Annotated in this window: 16 protein-coding genes; 9 read left to right on the forward strand and 7 right to left on the reverse strand. The window is 41.3% G+C overall.

Annotated features, from left to right (window positions below):
* Window positions 1-42: 42 nt before the first annotated feature.
* The 3 genes from H6G96_RS01930 (at window position 43) to H6G96_RS01940 (ending at window position 1,364) form a co-directional block, all read left to right on the forward strand.
* A complete protein-coding gene (locus H6G96_RS01930; RefSeq protein ID WP_190909685.1) occupies window positions 43-579 on the forward strand; it encodes a hypothetical protein in 537 nt (178 codons plus the stop codon).
* Between the two features lie 112 nt (window positions 580-691).
* Window positions 692-946: a hypothetical protein gene (locus tag H6G96_RS01935; RefSeq protein WP_190909687.1), complete on the forward strand. Its 255-nt coding sequence runs from the start codon at window positions 692-694 to the stop codon at window positions 944-946.
* A 49-nt stretch (window positions 947-995) separates the two neighbouring features.
* On the forward strand, window positions 996-1,364 hold the full coding sequence (locus H6G96_RS01940) for a pentapeptide repeat-containing protein (RefSeq protein WP_190909689.1): 369 nt from the start codon (window positions 996-998) through the stop codon (window positions 1,362-1,364).
* A 140-nt stretch (window positions 1,365-1,504) separates the two neighbouring features.
* On the opposite strand, the gene H6G96_RS01945 is transcribed toward H6G96_RS01940, so the two are convergent.
* Window positions 1,505-2,488, reverse strand: coding sequence for a LysR substrate-binding domain-containing protein (locus H6G96_RS01945; RefSeq protein ID WP_190909691.1), 984 nt, complete (start codon window positions 2,486-2,488; stop codon window positions 1,505-1,507).
* A gap of 222 nt (window positions 2,489-2,710) precedes the next feature.
* On the opposite strand from H6G96_RS01945, the gene H6G96_RS01950 reads away from it, so the two are divergent.
* From H6G96_RS01950 to H6G96_RS41065, 3 genes are all read left to right on the forward strand, one after another.
* A complete protein-coding gene (locus H6G96_RS01950; RefSeq protein WP_190909693.1) occupies window positions 2,711-3,421 on the forward strand; it encodes a cadmium resistance transporter in 711 nt (236 codons plus the stop codon).
* An 80-nt stretch (window positions 3,422-3,501) separates the two neighbouring features.
* A complete protein-coding gene (locus H6G96_RS01955; RefSeq protein WP_190909695.1) occupies window positions 3,502-4,173 on the forward strand; it encodes a hypothetical protein in 672 nt (223 codons plus the stop codon).
* Window positions 4,174-4,649: 476 nt separating this feature from the next.
* On the forward strand, window positions 4,650-4,994 hold the full coding sequence (locus tag H6G96_RS41065) for a DUF202 domain-containing protein (RefSeq protein WP_242063138.1): 345 nt from the start codon (window positions 4,650-4,652) through the stop codon (window positions 4,992-4,994).
* Between the two features lie 8 nt (window positions 4,995-5,002).
* Here the strand turns inward: H6G96_RS41065 and H6G96_RS01965 are convergent, their stop codons facing one another.
* The 6 genes from H6G96_RS01965 to H6G96_RS42260 all read right to left on the reverse strand — a co-directional run bounded on the left by H6G96_RS01965 (window position 5,003) and on the right by H6G96_RS42260 (window position 11,326).
* Window positions 5,003-5,725, reverse strand: a complete 723-nt coding sequence (locus H6G96_RS01965) for a class I SAM-dependent methyltransferase (RefSeq protein WP_190909697.1) — start codon at window positions 5,723-5,725, stop codon at window positions 5,003-5,005.
* Window positions 5,726-5,932: 207 nt separating this feature from the next.
* A complete protein-coding gene (locus tag H6G96_RS01970; protein WP_190727451.1) occupies window positions 5,933-6,637 on the reverse strand; it encodes a mobilization protein in 705 nt (234 codons plus the stop codon).
* Window positions 6,638-7,385: 748 nt separating this feature from the next.
* A complete protein-coding gene (locus H6G96_RS01975; protein ID WP_190727452.1) occupies window positions 7,386-8,102 on the reverse strand; it encodes a pirin family protein in 717 nt (238 codons plus the stop codon).
* A gap of 267 nt (window positions 8,103-8,369) precedes the next feature.
* On the reverse strand, window positions 8,370-8,942 hold the full coding sequence (dps, locus tag H6G96_RS01980; RefSeq protein WP_190909699.1) for a DNA starvation/stationary phase protection protein Dps: 573 nt from the start codon (window positions 8,940-8,942) through the stop codon (window positions 8,370-8,372).
* 116 nt (window positions 8,943-9,058) lie between these two features.
* On the reverse strand, window positions 9,059-10,111 hold the full coding sequence (locus H6G96_RS01985) for an aldo/keto reductase (protein WP_190909701.1): 1,053 nt from the start codon (window positions 10,109-10,111) through the stop codon (window positions 9,059-9,061).
* 366 nt (window positions 10,112-10,477) lie between these two features.
* The gene (locus H6G96_RS42260; protein WP_277932889.1) at window positions 10,478-11,326 is read right to left on the reverse strand and encodes a calcium-binding protein; all 849 of its coding nucleotides are present in this window, start codon (window positions 11,324-11,326) and stop codon (window positions 10,478-10,480) included.
* 623 nt (window positions 11,327-11,949) lie between these two features.
* Between H6G96_RS42260 and H6G96_RS01995 the strand changes: the two genes are divergently transcribed.
* The 3 genes from H6G96_RS01995 (at window position 11,950) to treY (ending at window position 17,738) form a co-directional block, all read left to right on the forward strand.
* Window positions 11,950-12,354: a DCC1-like thiol-disulfide oxidoreductase family protein gene (locus H6G96_RS01995; RefSeq protein WP_190909703.1), complete on the forward strand. Its 405-nt coding sequence runs from the start codon at window positions 11,950-11,952 to the stop codon at window positions 12,352-12,354.
* 420 nt (window positions 12,355-12,774) lie between these two features.
* Window positions 12,775-14,622 (forward strand): malto-oligosyltrehalose trehalohydrolase, encoded by a 1,848-nt coding sequence (gene treZ / locus H6G96_RS02000; RefSeq protein ID WP_190909978.1) that lies wholly within the window; start codon window positions 12,775-12,777, stop codon window positions 14,620-14,622.
* A gap of 317 nt (window positions 14,623-14,939) precedes the next feature.
* Window positions 14,940-17,738, forward strand: a complete 2,799-nt coding sequence (treY, locus tag H6G96_RS02005) for a malto-oligosyltrehalose synthase (protein ID WP_190909705.1) — start codon at window positions 14,940-14,942, stop codon at window positions 17,736-17,738.
* Window positions 17,739-17,785 lie beyond the last annotated feature (47 nt).

Genomic DNA, 17,785 nt, shown 5'->3' on the forward strand with positions numbered 1-17,785 from the left:
TACTTGAATAAGTACCAAAAGTCTGACAGGAAAACCATACTAATGAGAATTTGGGCTACTACTGCTGTGCTAGCTTCTTCTTGGCTAATATCTGGGGTGATAGGTTCTGAGCCAATCAACGCTACTTCTGTTTTGGTACAAAATGCCATATCATCTCCTGCGCCAACAAATACAAAACAGATTACTGTTAGTAACACCGAGTTCGGGCTGAGGAGAGTTGATTCCAAAGGGAACGTTACTATTTTACGGACAACAAAAGTGCCACTTCAGGAAGGAAACGCCTACGGGTGGCGGATTAAACTAAAAGACTACCAAGGTGAAGTTAAATGGCGCGAAGTCTTGCGTTTACCAAAACCTCCAGTAACTTGGGGTACAGATAAGGGTGAAGACTTCTCAATGTCAGCAGACGGCATGACATCTGTGACGCGGCGTACACAGTCGGCTCCAGAGGGTGTGATTGAGAATTTTTGGACGATCACTCCTGGCGATCCGCTTGGTAAGCATAGAATAGAGGTCTATATTGATGACCGTTTAATTAGTACTTTTGAGTTTGAAATTATTCCAGTAAAGCAGATATGAAAGGATTGAGCATTGGGCATTAATTATTTCTCCCCCTGCTCTCTACTCCCCTTAACCTTAAGCTGAAGAGTATCTTAGAGATAGAAGTTTGATTCTTGTTGGGTGGTGATCAATGAATACAGAGGAATTCCTGCGATTGATCGAAAAGCAGCGCTCATGTCCTCAGACACTGCCAAAAGGGCTGCAAGCAATGTGGTATGACAAAAAAGATGATTGGAACAAAGCTCATGAAATAGTTACAAATGCCAGAGATGTCGATAGTGCCTGGGTTCATGCTTATCTGCACCGCAAAGAAGGCGATTTGAACAATGCCCGTTTCTGGTATCAACGTAGTGGTCAGCCAGAGTTCCAAGGAGAATTAGGCTAGGAATGGGAAGAAATAACTTCTGTATTACTAACGAAGGTGAACGCAACGCATGAATGCTGATGAATTAAAACGGCGTTTTGCCGCAGGAGAAAGATATTTTCCAGGAATCAACTTAAGTAACTACAAGCTAATTGGAGCCTATTTACCTGGAATCAATTTATGGGGATCTGACTTGAGTGGGGCTAACCTAGCAAAAGCTAAACTCTGGGGAGCAGATTTGAGTAGAGCCAATTTAGCCAAAGCAAACTTGACTAGAGCTAATTTAAGCGGTGTCAAACTGAATGAAGCAAATCTCCGAGGAGCGAAACTTAACTATGCCAAGTTGTATGGAGCGAATCTGACTGGCGCTTACTATGATGAAAGCACGAGGTTTTCTAGAGGTTTTGACCCCATTAGTAGAAATATGCGGAAGGTGTGAAGGGGACTCGGTATTGGGGACTGGGGACTGGGGACTGGGAAAAAGTTTTTTAAAATTGGTGGTTGCTCTTACCCATCACCATAATTTTTCAATTTGGCATCCAATCCCCAATCCTTAATCCCCAGTCCTTTTTAAATAGCTTATTTTGATATATGTTGATATGAGCCATCTAACATAGACGATATCAACATCTGTTCAAAGACTTTAGAAAGAGCAGTTTGAAAACGCTGACGATGCTTGAGTTTGAAAAAAGGTCGAACTATTTCTGCGTAGGCGTAGCCCGCCGTAGGCATCGCACCGTTGCTCTCTCTGTTATCAATCACTCGAATTGCCCGTAGAGTTCCCAATTGTATTTCTTTTTTGACCATCAACTCAGAAATTCCAATTGCACCGACACCATGTTCGATCGCTGCTTTTGTCATCTCTCCACTATTGAATACTAAAATTACATTCAATTCACTGAGATTGATTCCCCAACTTTGTAGAGCTTCTTCAAACCTTTGCTGGGTTCCAGAACCTGGTTCTCGCATCACCCATAAAGTTTTAGTCAATTGGTTTAAGTCAATTTCTCCCGACTCAAACCAAGGGTGTTTTTGACCTACCACAATTTGCAAGCGATCGCTCCCTACTATTTGGTAGTCTAAAGTACTCTGGAGCGCTGGTTTAATATCTCCTTCCACCAAGCCCAAATCAAACTGTCCTGTTGCTGTTCCGACACAAATCTCTTCTGTATTGGCTAGGCTACAGTCAATCTGAATACCGGGATATCTGCTCTTAAACTCACTAATCTTACTTGGTAACCAGTAGTTACCAATTGTTAGACTCGACCCTAATCTCAACTCACCCTGTTGCAGATTATTCAATTCTCGCAATCCCCTTTCAGTCAAGGAGACTTGATCGAGAATTTTTTGCGCTTCCACTTGCAATAATTTACCAGCCTCAGCAATCTCAATATGGCGACCAATCCGATGGAACAGTTTCACACCGTATTCTTGCTCTAAGTTGTGGATTGCTGCGCTGACGGCAGGTTGTGTAATATAAAGCTCCTCTGCTGCGCGAGTAAAGTGTAAGTGCTGCGCCACAGCCAGAAAGATTTTTAGCTGCTCAAACGTCATTCCTGCCATTTATCTGTATCCCTACAAGCTTGGTGTCAGAATTTTAATCACTTCCACTTATCATTTTGACAAATAAAAGCATTTGATTCTATCGATTAGTTTGACTAAAGTATAAACCAAGGCTTCTGCACGGTCTTAAATATCCAAGCAGAGAGCAAAAGAAGCAGAGGAGTAATCAATGCCCCATGCCCAACTTCTAATTTCCAAGCATGAAAATAAGGACTTTTACAAATGAGCGGTTTAGTAACTGCAATTACCACAGGGATTACGGCATTCAGCGCTACCAACATCGATGATATTGTCATTTTGACGTTGCTTTTTTCGCAAATCAATAAGACGTTTCGCAGTCGCCACATCGTTGCCGGTCAGTATCTCGGTTTTGCTGCATTGATCCTGGCTAGCCTTCCCGGTTTCTTGGGTGGTCTAATTATACCGCAAGACTGGATTAGACTACTTGGTTTAATGCCAATAATCATTGGTGTGAATAGTTTACTAAAACGCGAAGAGGATTCACCAGAGGAAGCCGAACAAGAAACCGAGCCGTCTTGTCCTTCTATAATTGCCAGCTTTCTCTCTCCGCAAACATGCAATGTAGCTGCGATCGCCTTTGCCAATGGTAGTGATAATATCAGCGTCTACGTGCCCCTGTTTGCCAACTCTGAATTAGATAGTCTACTGGTAATACTAAGTGTTTTCTTCTCATTAGTAGGTGTATGGTGTTATACCGCATATAAATTAACCTACTTGCCTGCGATCGCTAACTTTTTAACAGAGAATGGCAATACTTTTGTGCCTTGTATATTGATTGGACTCGGTATATTTATTGTTACAGAAAATGTTACTTGGACTTTTTTATCTGTAGTTTCTAGTTGTATATTTTCATTGATTTTAGGGTTCAATACTCAACCGTCGAATGAAGATAAAGAAAAAATAAGTATCTAAACTGGAGGTGCATCATGAATTTTCTGGTCAAAATTAATTCAAAACTGCAAAAAATATTATCCATCAATAGGAATCAAAACATGAAAATCTGGAAATCTCTGCTAATTGTCTTGATAGTTGTTGCTAATCTAGCCTTGGCTCAACCTTCTTTTGCTGATAGACCAAAATTTAGTAAAAACCCTGACTATATCGAAGTAACTAAAGCTCTGAACGAACTATCTCAGACAAAAGATACCCAAACTAAAGTTGAAGGTCTTACACCAGAAGAAATTCAAAACAGAATCGATGAATTAACACTACAAAAATATGCTTTAGAGGCGGGAAATACCTGGGGGCAATGTCGTAACGAAACAAGTAAAACTCTAGGGGTCTACGGCAAAAACCCAAAAGCTGACGATGACGATGACGATAAAAAATCCCCATACGATAATGAGCTTTATTTTTTAGCGCCTGGTCAGACTACTCAAAATAAATGGGATTGTGATGGGATCTATCTACCGAATGATGTCAACGTAGCAAATTTCAGTTCTAGTCCAAATGGGCAAGGCCAAGAATTGACAGGGCCGGCTGCTATCAAGATACTTGATGGAACTCAATTGGTGATTCAGACAAATCCAGATACTGCTGCGATTGAATTGAATGTTCCTACTGTGAAAGTTCTTAACAGCAATACAGCTAACTGGTTTATCCCAAATATATCGCAGGCTCTCATAGATACACGAGTTCCTAATGCGCCTAGCAATCAGTCTTGAAATAAAACAGTATAGTCTATTTTTGAATGATTGTTCTCAATTTAAATAGATTAACAGCCAAAATCAGAGGAGAAACCTGACTGCACTGGAAAAAACCTCTCTGGTCTTGGCTGTTTTCTTGAATTTATTGCGTTAGCGGAGCGGGGCGTTAGCCCATTGCGAATTGCGAATTGCGAATTGCGAATTGGTTTTATCTATCCTCAATCTCAGGCTTGTTTTATTTAGATATCTGCATTAAAATAAATTTTGAATTTTAAAAAAATGTACAATCACAATAAATATATTTCATCAGCGCAACTATTGCGCTGGGTGCAAGTCATCAGGAAGGAGATTTGCTATTCTTATTTACATAGTTTTTTGATAAAAGTAGCTTTGGGGATACGGGTATTATTGATGCAGTTAAAATTGAAATCTCCAGAAGAAGATAAAGATAAAAAAAGCCAGGACGACTGAATCCGTCCCGAATCCGAGATCACTTGGCAAATGAGCGTACCTACCTCGCTTGGATGCGGACAGGGATTGCTCTTTTAGAGTTTGGTGTCGTCATTGTGCGTTTGCGCGCCTTCCAAGTACCTTTGATACCCCGTCCCGGCAACGGCTGGAAGTTAGGTTTAGTCTTCTCGCTGGTGGGTTTAATCACGGTGTGGCTTTCAACTGGACATTATTTTGCAGTCCGTCGTGATATCGAAGAAGATACTTATGAACCAACAGACCGTTGGGTGTTGCTGTTCAGTCTCGCAATCATGATTCTCGGATCTGGGGTAATTTATTTTGTTTTTACAACTTCTTTAGATCCATCGAGTTCGCTTATCCCTGAGTAATAGTATTTTTAAAACCGCACCTTATACAATTCGAATAATTCCCCTGATTTCTGGGCTACTATTTTACCACCCGCCGCTTTAATCATTTTTTCCCACTTAGCCAAAGGCTCTAAAAACACCTCAGCCCCTAAATAGGTTTCCAGAACTGCCCAATCTTCTGCTAAAGGCTGTTCTGGGTTGAGAACGTCAAACACAAAATGTCCACCTGGTTTTGATACCCGCTTAACTTCTGCCAGTACAGCATTCCAGTATTCGAGTGGAAAATAACAGCTAAATCCTGTTGCGATCGCTAGATCAAACTGTTCTGATGAGTAGTTTAACTGATGGGCTGCTCCCAGCTCAACACCTTTGAACAGCTTGGAATTCAACTGTGGGCCACGGGAATTAAGGGTATCGCGTGCCACATTACTGATTTCTTGCCCATGAAAAAATGCTTGCCAATCCCGCCAAGGATAGATTAAAAAGCTAATACCACAGCCGATATCCAAACAGTGCTGGTTTTTTTGAGGTTTAGCAATTTCCCAAAAAGGGGAAGCAACTCTCCCTGAGAAACTACCTCCAATCCACTCGCCAAATATCGGCATTGCCTGTACTTCGGCTGGGAGTTCAAAGTTTTCACCTTGATATTCTCGGTTAAAGCGATAGGCTATTTGGGCTGATCTTTCGTCCCAGTTGGTTGATTTGGGCGAAGTAAAAAGATTTTGGAACTGCGAATCGGACTTTTTAGACATTAGGTTTTTGCTACTCTTTCTAAGAATTGTAGTCAAATTAGCTTTACGATGTCTGTTAACAAGCCACTTGTCTACAAGACGCTTTGCGAACGTGTCTACGCACCCCTAGCCAATCTCCTTAACTGCGGTTTGTCCAAAGTCATTGGTATTAATCACTAATCACTAATGACCAATGACCAATGACCAATGACTAATGACTAATGACTGCTATTCAACTTTTTCATACCAGATACCTACTTTCTCAAGAGCACCATAAGCAAGCTTCAGAAAATTAATTACTCTCTGTCTCCCAATTATCCCAAATTCTTTATACTCTCTAGCCTCTGCAAACGTCAGGCGATGCTGGTCAATTATGTTTCTTTCTCTATATGTTAACTTCGGAAAATCTATAACTTTTATCTGATTTTTATTTACCATGATCTGAAAGTTAGAGTCGGACTCAATATGCTCCCAATCATCACACAGCCCTAAATTTCTCACCAGAATATGACGAATTCTCTCACCGTAGGTATTCACTGACTGAGTAAACAGGTTGATGCTGTCGTATCCTCCTGTCGATACAAACCATTTGCAAAACATCACTCCTTGCGAATTCCCTAGTTCAATTAATTGATTAGAGTCAATCCACCCTTGTACTGCTCTATGCGATTGTGCGGCTAAATTTACAATTACCGGCTTCTCTATCGCCCACTCAAATATTCTATCTGCCTTGTTTGCCTGTCGTTCATTCTCACTAAACACAGCATACTTACATATCTCCTTATATACCCCTGCGACATCTGGATTCGATCTATCTGTCTCCACTGGTACAAAAGGGATTTTCTTATCCAGACAATACTGAATCATTGTTCTGGTAAAGAGAGACTTTCCTACTCCACCTTTTTCACCATCTACAAAATGAATCGTCGGCATTACAGCGACCTCTAAGAATTATTAAAGTCTGATACATCTTTACTTAGGCTAAGAGGATGTTTTAAAAGTTATGTTGTAACTATCAAAACGCCCTATATCCTCCTAAGTCCCTTTTTTTAAAGGGGACTTTGATTCCGGTTCTCCCTATTTAAGGGGAGCTAGCGCGGTCTTCTCCCAAGTGGAGCGACTGGCGTAGGTTAGGGGGGGAGGTCAATAAGTGCTTTAAATCACGGCCAAATACTTTTCAAACATCCTCTAAGAACTTTTTGGCGGTTGCCGCCTAGTTGTTTTGCTAGTTTTAACGTCAGTTCGGGTTAAGAAGATTTATTCAGCGTTAGTTGACTGAAACGACGCAAACAGGTTGACATATCTCAGAATCAAGCAACGATGTAATAAGGGTTTCAGCTTATCCCGAAACTCAGGTTAGTTTTATGAGAAAGTATAACCTTTCTTCTGAGCGGATTGAAGCTGAATCTTGCAGAAACTAAACGCTCTCTCGCAGTGATAGTTCTTTTTGATCCAGTGTTTTATTAGTAATACTACAATTTGTATTACACCATTTTGGCATTTTATCCAAACTGTAAGCAAAAAATTTTGTTATGAAATTCTTAACTAAAAAATTTTCAATCCACCTAAGTAGACATACGCTATCAGCCAGAGATTTAAATCTCTGGCTGATGAGTAAGTAAATACTTATTTATGAGTAAAAGGCTCATTGAGACGAGCCTTTTAGCAAATAAATGCGATATTAGCCTAAATCAAAAAGCAAGATTTCGCCGCCGATGTTGGTACTAATTTCTAGCTGTTCTTCGCCATTGATTTGCACGCCATCACCGGCTCTGAGTTCTTCGCCATTCAAGTTAACTATGCCTTTAGCTATTTGTAACCAGGCATAACGACCAGGTTTGACTTGATAATTAACAACATCACCTGACTCTAAAACAGATGTGTATAAATCAACATCTTGGTGAATTGTTACAGCACCATCACGCCCATCTTTTGCAGCAATTAAGCGTAATTTGCCGCGCTTTTCTTCTAGAGGAAAAGCTTTTTGTTCATATCTTGGTGTCAACCTTTCTTGATCGGGAAGAATCCAGATTTGTAACAAGTGCAGTGGTTCAGTTGGTGAAGGATTAAATTCACTGTGGCTGATTCCAGTTCCAGCGCTCATAATTTGAGCATCACCGGGGCGAATCACCGATCCAGTACCTAAGCTGTCTTTATGCTCTACAGCACCTTCTAAGACATAAGTGAGGATTTCCATGTCACGATGACTATGGGTAGGGAATCCTGCACCAGGAGCGATGCGATCGTCGTTAATCACTCGCAGAGAGCGAAATCCCATGCGGTTGGGATCATAAAAACTACCGAAGGAAAATGTGTGATAGCTATCAAGCCAGCCCATTTTAGCGTGACCACGGGCATTGCGATCGTGAATTAGGTGGCTAATTGTATTTTGAGACATAGATTCACCTCGTTGTTAATGAATATTTAATTAGTAGTTAAGAATTAGAATTGAACTAGCATACCTTTCCAGTGATCTAATAACTTCAAGTTGAAGTATAAATTTTGATGTATCAGTTGCAAAGATATTTTTGAATTTTTCGACCTACTTTTGAACTATTTCAATAGTAAAGTATGTACATATAAAAGAAAAGTACGCACTTAAAAGTGACGTACTTACCAAAAAGATACTATTAGATTTACGAAAGACTACTTTTATCAGAAGTGCTTACTTTACACCAGCAGGGATCTTTTGAGTTTTAGTAGTAGCCGCTTTGCCATTCTCTGCCTTAATTTCTGCTACTTGCAGATGAGCTTCTAAGAACCAGAGTCGTTTGTCAATGGTGCGAGAAATTTCGGTGTAAAGGTCGGCGGTGTCGAGGTCGCCTAATTCATCAGTTTTATCGATCGCTTCGCGGAGATGTTTAGCATAAAATGCATAACGATCTGACAAGGCTGTTACGTGGTCTTTGCCATCCAAAATATCTAAGGGATATTCTGGCAAAATTGAATTACTAGCTGCGGCGCGGGCTGTTCCGAAAGCGTATCCGCCTAAAGCTGTAACGCGTTCAGCGACCATATCGATGTATCCTTCCAATTCCCCAGCAAGTTCATCAAATAATAGGTGTAACTGGTAAAAGTCAGTACCTTTAACATTCCAGTGCGCTTGCTTTGCTTGGGTTTTCAAATCAGAAGTAGCTGCCAAAGTTTTGTTGAGAAGTACTACGATTTGCACTCGTGCTTCGGCAGGAATATCAATGCGAGTAGGGTACAAACGTGATGAAATGTTGTTGTCGCTCATGATTCTACGTTGTTAATGCCTTTTAAATCTAACTTTACAGAATTGGTTGTTTGCGCGAAACTCTCTGACGACCGATTATATTAATGCCTGAATGTGTTAATATTTATGACAATTAGTTAAATACGGTGGTTTTCTATAGTATTAAATGTGCCACCGAAAAGCCGATCGCGAATTACATCACTCTGCAAAAAGTCGTGGGGAAAACCTAGTTCAATTTGACTCACTTCATTTAAACGTTGCAAATGTTCTGGCGAAAGAGTGATGTTTAAAGAAGCTAAGTTATCTTGAAACTGCGTTAATTTACGTGCCCCAATTATCGGAATAATTACACCACTTTGAGCGTGTAACCAAGCTAATGCTACTTGTGAAGGTGTGTGTCCAATTTCGGTTGCAACTTCACTAACAACTTGAGCGATCGCTAAATTCCGTTCTGAAATAGTTCCAAATGCTGGATTAACTAATCTTCCTTGTTCGCTACTCTCTTGAGGAGGCTGATTATATTTACCTGTAAGCACACCACCACCCAAAGGCGACCACGGTGTTACTGCTAAATCCAAAGCTTTAGCCATCGGTAGCAAGTCACGTTCTGGGGTTCGTTGAATTAAACTATATTCAATTTGTAAAGCGACAAACTGCGTCCATCCTTGGTATTGGGCAATGGTATTTGCTTGGGAAACGATCCAAGCGGGTGTGTCAGAAATACCGATGTAAAGTACTTTACCTTGACGGACTACATCATCAAGCGATCGCAATACTTCTTCAATAGGTGTTGTGAAATCCCAAGCGTGCAACCAAAATAAATCAATGTAATCAGTATTGAGTCGTTTCAGGCTACCTTCTAAAGACTGGATTAAGTTCTTACGATGGTTTCCACTGGCGTTAGGGTCGCCTTTTTTGTCATTCATCCGCAAGGGAAAGGAATATTTTGTCGCAACTACAAAGCATTCCCGTTCTTTAGCAATCAACTCACCGATAATTTTTTCACTGCTACCATCTGTATAACCGTTGGCGGTGTCAATGAAATTTCCCCCTGCTTCTGCATAGCTATCGAAGATTTTACGGCTTTCGTCAACAGATGCACCCCAACCCCAATCTTCACCAAAGGTCATGGTTCCTAAAGAGAGTTCAGAGACTCTTAACCCGCTTTTGCCCAAGAGTTTGTATCTCATGAATATTTTCTCATTAATGAAAAAACTAAGCAAATACCATTCCAAAAGCATGATAGCTGGAAACTGGGGGCAATGTTTATGCACAAGCCGTTTAATATTTGTGTTGTCGTGCTATTTCAATGCAACATCCGCTTTGTTAATCCACACTATTCTTTTTTGCCACCGCCATTTTTTGAAAGAATATATAAAGGTTACAGTTAAAAGTCAAATTAATAAATTAACTGAGCATCCTAGTCAAATATTTTTATATAACTATATTTTTCAATTTAATAAACTCAGAAATTGAGTTTATTGATGTCTGCTAATGGTGCCGTAGCTACATAAAGTACGGCACCCTACAATCTAGAATCTCAATTCCATAATCTTCTAAACGATTACTTCGATAACTTGAGGGCCGTTAACGCCGTTGATTCTAGCAATTTCGACAGAGCCAAATTGCGAACCGCTACCATCTCTGTCGAAGAATAGAATTGAGCTATTGGTGTCAAATCTAAAGCGTTGAGTAGTATTAGTGAAAGCACTACCAAGAGTGAATTGAGTAGGTTGTAATTGCCCTACTACAAGTCCACCTCCGAATCCAGATGCGGAAACTTGGACTTTATCACCTTGAGATGCGTTTAGGTCATTGATAATATCGCCACCCTCTAAAGCACTGGTGTAACGGAAGAAATCAGCTCCTCCTCCACCAGCTAAGATATCTCTACCCAATCCGCCAATTAAAATATCATTACCATCTCTGCCATCAAGGTTGTCATCACCCGAACCACCATTCAGGACATTGGCTCCAGCATTCCCAGTTAAGCGGTCATTTCCATTACCTCCGAAAACGTTGTCAAAGTTCACAACTTGGAAATTTAAAGAACCGAAATTGGGAATATTGCTGATGTTGACTTGTTCAGCAGATAAATCAGCAATTAGCTGTACATTGCTTCCAGAAACGTCTATTGTATCTATCGCAGTTGCTGAACCAATAATTTTTTCAATCCTAATAAGTTGGTCTTGACCATTACTTTTTTGAACTGTACCTGTTGGTAATACTGTGACACCACCACTGAATCTGTAATCTACGGTGTCTTGTCCATCCCCACCATTAATAATGTCGTTACCAGCACTAGCAATAATTACGTCATCTCCATTCAGTGTATTGATTACATCGTTGCCGATAGTACCGTTAAGAACAACGTCGTTTAGAGGAGTTCCAGTGATATTAGCCATACTTGTTTATGAGGTAATTGGTGTTTTAAGTTACAAGGCCTGAAAATTAAAAAGATACTTACGTGTTGCAAGTATTCAGTATTTTCTTGTGCCAGTTTGTGTATGATAAAAGACTATTTAAGAAATAATTATAAATATATAATGTTTTTTCTATTAAGGAATAATAATAAAACAATGAAGAGTAATTAGTTTTTTTGTGATGAAAGCAATTTGCTATGCAAATATTTTAAAGTTTTGATTTGGAAACTATGATGTAGCGCTTACGCACTGTACAAATGCATCGTGATATGCATTAACAGAAGTAAGTTGTTTCAGCTTTTTCTTAATTATTGTGCGCTCATAAATAGACCATACTGTAGGGAATATTGCTGTGCCCTTAAGAACAGATGTGAGTTTTAAACCTATTCATATTCGGTATTTTTTGTCAATCTAATCTCTTGCCAAATTTACAACTTAAGCTAGACAACATTATGCATATTTAACAAATTAAATTTTGTTCTGGCTGAGGTAGATCGGATTATTTAGCACTGCCTTACTCAGGCAAGAGCGATCGCTACGGTTTTCTAAGCTAAAATACCAAAGTTGTATTTAAATTAAACACATCTGACAAGTGAATTATTTTTATGAATTACTACGTAATCTACGATGGAAATTGTAATCTCTGCGTTACCTTAGTGCGATCGCTAGAAACCTTAGACCAAGGAAAGCTGTTTCGCTACAGTCCTATGCAAGATGAGCAGACACTTTTACGGTGGGGAATTACAGCTCAAGACTGTGAACAGGGGATGATTTTAATTGATGGCAATGATCCTCAAAGACGTTGGCAAGGTAGTAACGCTGCTGAAGAAATTGGGCGTTTATTGCCAGCAGGAAGTATATTTGTAGACGCTTATCGAGCCTTACCAGGGATGAAGTGGGCAGGCGATCGCTTTTACGAACAAATCCGTGATAATCGCTACACCATATTTGGTAAGCGTTCTGATACATATCAATCGGCATACTGTGTGGATGGTAGCTGCAAGCCGTAGGTATTACCAGTCTGAGGCAGGGGCAGGGGGATGAGGGAAAACCCTATAAATAAATGTATTGGCTTTGAGACAAATACGCATTATTTATCGTCGCATTTATCGCTCAAAATAAATATTTTTTGCTTAAGCATAAATACATTTATTAGCTCGTAACCCTAGACTGCTGGGGAATTTCAGCATCTTTCTCCCCCAGCCCCCCGCCCCCAGCTCCCCTGCCTCTTTGGTCATTAGACTGAATTTGTTCTGGTCAAAAATCCGCCTCCAGGTGCTAGCAAAAAGTCTGCTAGACCAACCATTATGCTATCTGGCGTGTTTGTAAATATTGTGCAATCAATGACATTTGCGATCGCCTATGGCGGGCGGGTACGCCATCACGCCACGATTCGGCACAACAAACTGGAACTGATGGGAGGATACTGCGTGAGAATAGGTGCTAACTACTTGGGTAACGGAGAGTGTGAATTTACAGTTTGGTCTCCGCTATTAGAGAGCGTCACTGTAAAAATTTTGACACCAGAACAGCAGTTAATTCCACTCAAGCCTCAGTCTGAGGGATACTGGCAAACGAAAGTCAACGATGTGTATCCAGGCACGCTTTATCGGTATGTCTTAAATGGACAAGACGCTTTTGCCGATCCTGCGTCGCAGTATCAACCAGAAGGGGTACATGGGCCGTCTCAAATTGTCGATCAACATTTTGAGTGGACAGATGAAGGGTGGACTGGCATTCCTGTGGAGTCGATGATTTTTTATGAACTCCACGTTGGAACATTCACGCCTGAAGGAACTTTCACCGCCATTATTCCCCGCTTACCGGATTTAAAAGAACTGGGCATTAACGCCATTGAAATTATGCCCATCTCCCAGTTTCCGGGAGATACTCATATTGAAGCAACTCTTGCATACCGCAACTGGGGTTATGACGGCGTTTACCCTTATGCTGTCCAAAATTCTTACGGTAGCCCAGCCGACCTGAAGCAACTAGTAAATGCTTGCCACCAACACGGAATTGCTGTAGTGCTGGATGTGGTCTATAACCACTTTGGGCCAGAAGGCAATTATATGAGTCAGTTCGCGCCCTACTTTACTAAAACCTATAAAACGCCTTGGGGCGAAGCGTTGAATTTTGACGATGCCCATAGTCAGGGTGTACGAAATTATTTTATCGAAAATGCGCTTTACTGGTTGCGCGACTTTCACATAGATGCATTGCGACTGGATGCCATTCAAGCAATTTACGACTTGGGGGCGAAGCATTTTTTGTGGGAACTAGCAGAAGCAGTTCATCATTTCTCAGAACAAGGGCAAAAATGGAAACGCCATCTAATTGCCGAAAGTGACCTGAATAATCCGCGAATAATTCGTCCAGCAGAATTGGGTGGATATGGTCTTGATGCCCAGTGGAGTGATGATTTTCACCATTCATTGCACGCACTGTTGACAGGCGATCGCCAAGGATATTATCAAGATTTTGGGCAAGTGGCTCAGTTGGCAAAAGCTTATGAAGATACTTTTGTCTACGATTGGAAGTACGCACCACACCGTAAGCGTTTTCATGGCGTATCTTGCCGCGATCGCCCCCTATCACAATTTACAATCTGTATTCAGAATCACGATCAAATCGGCAATCAAATGAAAGGAGAACGCCTCAGCCAGCGTATCTCTTTTGAAGGATTGAAGTTAGCTGCTGGGGCTGTACTGCTGTCGCCTAACTTACCCTTATTATTCATGGGAGAGGAATACGGCGAAACAGCACCCTTCATTTACTTTGTCAGTCACTCCGATCCAGATTTAATTCAAGCAGTTCGAGCCGGACGCAAAGAAGAATTTGAAGCATTTCACTTCGCAGATGATCCCCCAGATCCAGAATCGGCAGAAACTTTCTTAAAGTCTAAGCTCAACTGGCAATTACGCAATGAAGGTAAGCACAAAGTTCTGTGGGATTGGTATCGTCAGTTAATTAATTTACGCAAGACGCATCCAGCACTTTTGAATCAAGACCGCAACTCCATTAAAGCGACTAGCGATGAAGACAAGCAGTTGGTAATCGTGCGTCGTTGGTGCGAATCAAGTGAACTAATATTTGTGATGAATTTTAGTTCGTCTCCCGTGACAGTGACTTTGCCGTTTGAGCAAAACGCTAATAAATTGTTAGACTCTGCTGATACCTCATGGTCTGGGCATGGTTCTGAAGCTGCTGAACATCTTTCTGTGGGACAAGAAGTGAAATTGCAACCTACTAGTTTAGTACTCTATGAAAAAGGATGAGAGGGAGAGTTAGAACTTAAAGTTTTAGCCTCATAACCTCAATGTTCGAGCTAAAAGACTTAATGTTCGAGCTAAGAGGTTGTTTGAAAAGTGGTTGGCTGTGATTCTTAGGTACTTATTGATCCCCCCTAACCCCCCTTAAGAAGGGGGGAACCGGAATCAAAGTCCCCCTTTTGAAGGGGGATTTAGGGGGATCTAAACGTTTTTTTACCGAGAAGAGGACTTTTCAAACATCCTCTAAAAGGCTCAACGTTCGAGCTACAAATCTCAAACTCCCGCATCTCCCCCATTTCCCTTATTCCCTACTCAAAAAAAATATGCGAATTCCTACCGCCACTTATCGAATCCAATTTACACCTCAGTTTGGCTTTGACAACGCCAAAGCGATCGCAGCTTATCTTGCAGATTTAGGTATTTCTGATTTATATGCTTCCCCCATTTTCAAAGCAAGATCCGGGAGTACGCACGGCTACGATATAGTAGATGCCACTCAACTTAATCCAGAACTGGGAACTAATGAATCTTTTGATGCATTAGCAAGCGAAATCCAATCCCTTGGTATGGGCTGGTTACAAGATATTGTGCCTAACCACATGGCCTATAGCAGCGAAAACGATTACTTGATGGACGTATTGGAACACGGCCCAGATTCCAGCTATACCGATTACTTCGACCTTTCTTGGAATGCTCCCTTTGGCGATCGCCAAGAGCGAATTCTCGCTCCTCTGTTGGGAGATTTCTATGGTGCATCCCTGGAAAATGGACACATTCAACTGCAATATGAACAAAACGGTTTAACTGTCAACTATTACAGCTTGAAACTGCCACTGCGATTAGAGTCTTACACAAAATTTATCACCTATAATCTGGGTAAACTCACCCGCACACTGGGACGCAATCATCCCGATTTTATTAAACTATTGGGGATTCTCTACATTCTTAGAAATGTGCCTTCAGAAGTTGCGGGAAAACAGCGACAAGACCAAATCGCATTTATTAAAGGATTGGTTTGGGAACTCTACACCACAAACGATGCCATCCGTGAGTTCATTGACGAAAATATTCAAGCTTTCAACGGAGAACCCGGTAATTCAGAAAGCTTTAACTTGCTAGATGAATTACTAAATGACCAATTTTACCGTCTCGCTTTCTGGAAAGTTGGTGCGGAAGAAATGAATTACCGCCGTTTCTTTACTGTCAATGAACTAATTTCTGTTAAAGTTGAAGAAGTGCGGGTTTTTAATAATACCCACAGCTTAATTCAAAGGCTGGTTGAGGAAGGTAAATTTACTGGTTTACGCATTGATCATATTGATGGACTTTATAACCCAATCCAGTATCTCGAAAGGCTGCGAGAAAAAACGGGAGATGTTTATATTACGGTCGAGAAGATTTTAGAACTCACCGAAGAATTGCCAGAAAACTGGAAAATTGAAGGAACATCTGGTTATGACTTCTTGAATTATGTAAATGGCGTATTTTGTCAAACTGAAAATGAATCATCCTTCGATAGAATCTACCAAAACTTTATCGGATCAAGAGTAGATTATGCATCGGTGGTGAAGGATAAAAAGCACCTGATTTTGGAAAAGAATTTAGCAGGTGATATTGACAATTTGGCTCTTTTATTAAAGAACGTTTCTAGCAAATATCGCTATGGCAATGATTTTACATTGAATGGCTTGAAAAGAGCGATCGCCGAAGTTTTGACACTATTCCCGATTTACCGCACCTATATTACACCCGATGGAATTGGAGATAGTGATCGCGCTACCATTCAGAAAGTAATCGATCAAGCCAAAGAACAAGCGCCCTTGTTGCAGAACGAACTGACCTTTATTGAAAAGTTAATGCTGCTAGAGTTTGATAATTCTCTGACTCAAACAGAACGCGAACAGTGGATATATTTTGTCTTACGGATGCAGCAATACAGCGGCCCGCTAATGGCAAAAGGCGTAGAAGACACCACATTATATGTTTACAACCGATTGCTGTCGCTGAATGAAGTCGGGGGAAATCCTGGACATTTTGGCATTGACTTAGCCAAATTTCATGCATTTAACAAACAGCACCAAGAAACCTGGCCTCACACAATGAACACCACAGCTACACATGACACCAAGCGCGGCGAAGATGTGCGAGCTAGGTTGAATGTTCTCTCAGAACTCCCCGATGAGTGGGAGCAGCAGGTAAATACTTGGAGCGCCATGAATCGGGTACATCGTAGCTATCGCCACGGGTTTGCTATGCCCGATCGCAACGACGAGTATTTCCTCTATCAAACCGTGGTAGGGGCGTTTCCCTTTGCGGAACATGAACACGCATCCTTTGTGGAACGGATGAAAGACTATATAATTAAGGCAATTCGAGAAGCGAAAGTTCATACAGCATGGTTGCGGCCTGATAGTGAGTATGAAGAAGCTTGTACCTCCTTCATTGAGAAAGTACTCGACCCTTCCCTCTCCGGCGAATTTCTAGAAGCCTTTCGTCCCTTTCAACAGCGAATTGCAGAGTATGGTATCTTCAATTCCCTTTCCCAAACTCTGCTGAAGATTACCGCCCCCGGTGTACCCGATGTATACCAAGGAACAGAACTTTGGGAACTCAGCCTAGTCGATCCAGATAACCGCCGCCCGGTAGATTTTGAACAGCGACGCACCTACTTAAGCGCTATCCGCGAACAGGTGAAAACTGACATTCTAGGTTTAATTCAAGAATTGTTGAGTGATAAAACCGACGGTAGAATCAAACTGTTTTTAACGGCTCAATTACTCCAAGCCAGAGCAAACTATGTCTTATTATTCCAGGACGGCGACTATCTGCCGTTAGAAATTCAAGGAACCCACGCCAATCATATAATTGCCTTTGCGCGGCGAGAAGGGAATCAAACAGCGATCGCGATCGCCCCTCGCTTTTTAACAAGCCTCATCCAGCCAGGAGAAAACCCCTTGGGCGAGTCAGTATGGCAAGATACGCACTTGTTATTACCCCCTGGAACTCCCTCCACCTGGAAAAACGTCCTCACTCAACAACCTTTACAAACTACACAAACCCTATCTATCGGATCAGCCCTCGCCCATTTCCCAGTCGCCCTATTAATTAGTAGTGCCGAGTAAAAACATAAATCTACCCCACGCAGAGAAAATCCCCTAAAACCTCTGCG

Origin of the sequence: Nostoc sp. FACHB-892, from assembly GCF_014698795.1 — a bacterium.
In the GTDB taxonomy this organism is placed as follows: Bacteria; Cyanobacteriota; Cyanobacteriia; order Cyanobacteriales; family Nostocaceae; genus Nostoc.

Bases quoted from the DNA above. Each gene is read 5' to 3' on its own strand.
- H6G96_RS42260 (WP_277932889.1), bottom strand. From the start codon at position 11,326: ATGGCTAATATCACTGGAACTCCTCTAAACGACGTTGTTCTTAACGGT.
- dps (WP_190909699.1), bottom strand. From the start codon at position 8,942: ATGAGCGACAACAACATTTCATCACGTTTGTACCCTACTCGCATTGAT.
- H6G96_RS01995 (WP_190909703.1), top strand. From the start codon at position 11,950: ATGAATTACTACGTAATCTACGATGGAAATTGTAATCTCTGCGTTACC.
- H6G96_RS01950 (WP_190909693.1), top strand. From the start codon at position 2,711: ATGAGCGGTTTAGTAACTGCAATTACCACAGGGATTACGGCATTCAGC.
- H6G96_RS01985 (WP_190909701.1), bottom strand. From the start codon at position 10,111: ATGAGATACAAACTCTTGGGCAAAAGCGGGTTAAGAGTCTCTGAACTC.
- H6G96_RS01975 (WP_190727452.1), bottom strand. From the start codon at position 8,102: ATGTCTCAAAATACAATTAGCCACCTAATTCACGATCGCAATGCCCGT.
- H6G96_RS01940 (WP_190909689.1), top strand. From the start codon at position 996: ATGAATGCTGATGAATTAAAACGGCGTTTTGCCGCAGGAGAAAGATAT.
- H6G96_RS01945 (WP_190909691.1), bottom strand. From the start codon at position 2,488: ATGGCAGGAATGACGTTTGAGCAGCTAAAAATCTTTCTGGCTGTGGCG.
- H6G96_RS01935 (WP_190909687.1), top strand. From the start codon at position 692: ATGAATACAGAGGAATTCCTGCGATTGATCGAAAAGCAGCGCTCATGT.
- H6G96_RS01965 (WP_190909697.1), bottom strand. From the start codon at position 5,725: ATGTCTAAAAAGTCCGATTCGCAGTTCCAAAATCTTTTTACTTCGCCC.
- H6G96_RS01955 (WP_190909695.1), top strand. From the start codon at position 3,502: ATGAAAATCTGGAAATCTCTGCTAATTGTCTTGATAGTTGTTGCTAAT.
- H6G96_RS01970 (WP_190727451.1), bottom strand. From the start codon at position 6,637: ATGCCGACGATTCATTTTGTAGATGGTGAAAAAGGTGGAGTAGGAAAG.
- H6G96_RS01930 (WP_190909685.1), top strand. From the start codon at position 43: ATGAGAATTTGGGCTACTACTGCTGTGCTAGCTTCTTCTTGGCTAATA.
- treY (WP_190909705.1), top strand. From the start codon at position 14,940: ATGCGAATTCCTACCGCCACTTATCGAATCCAATTTACACCTCAGTTT.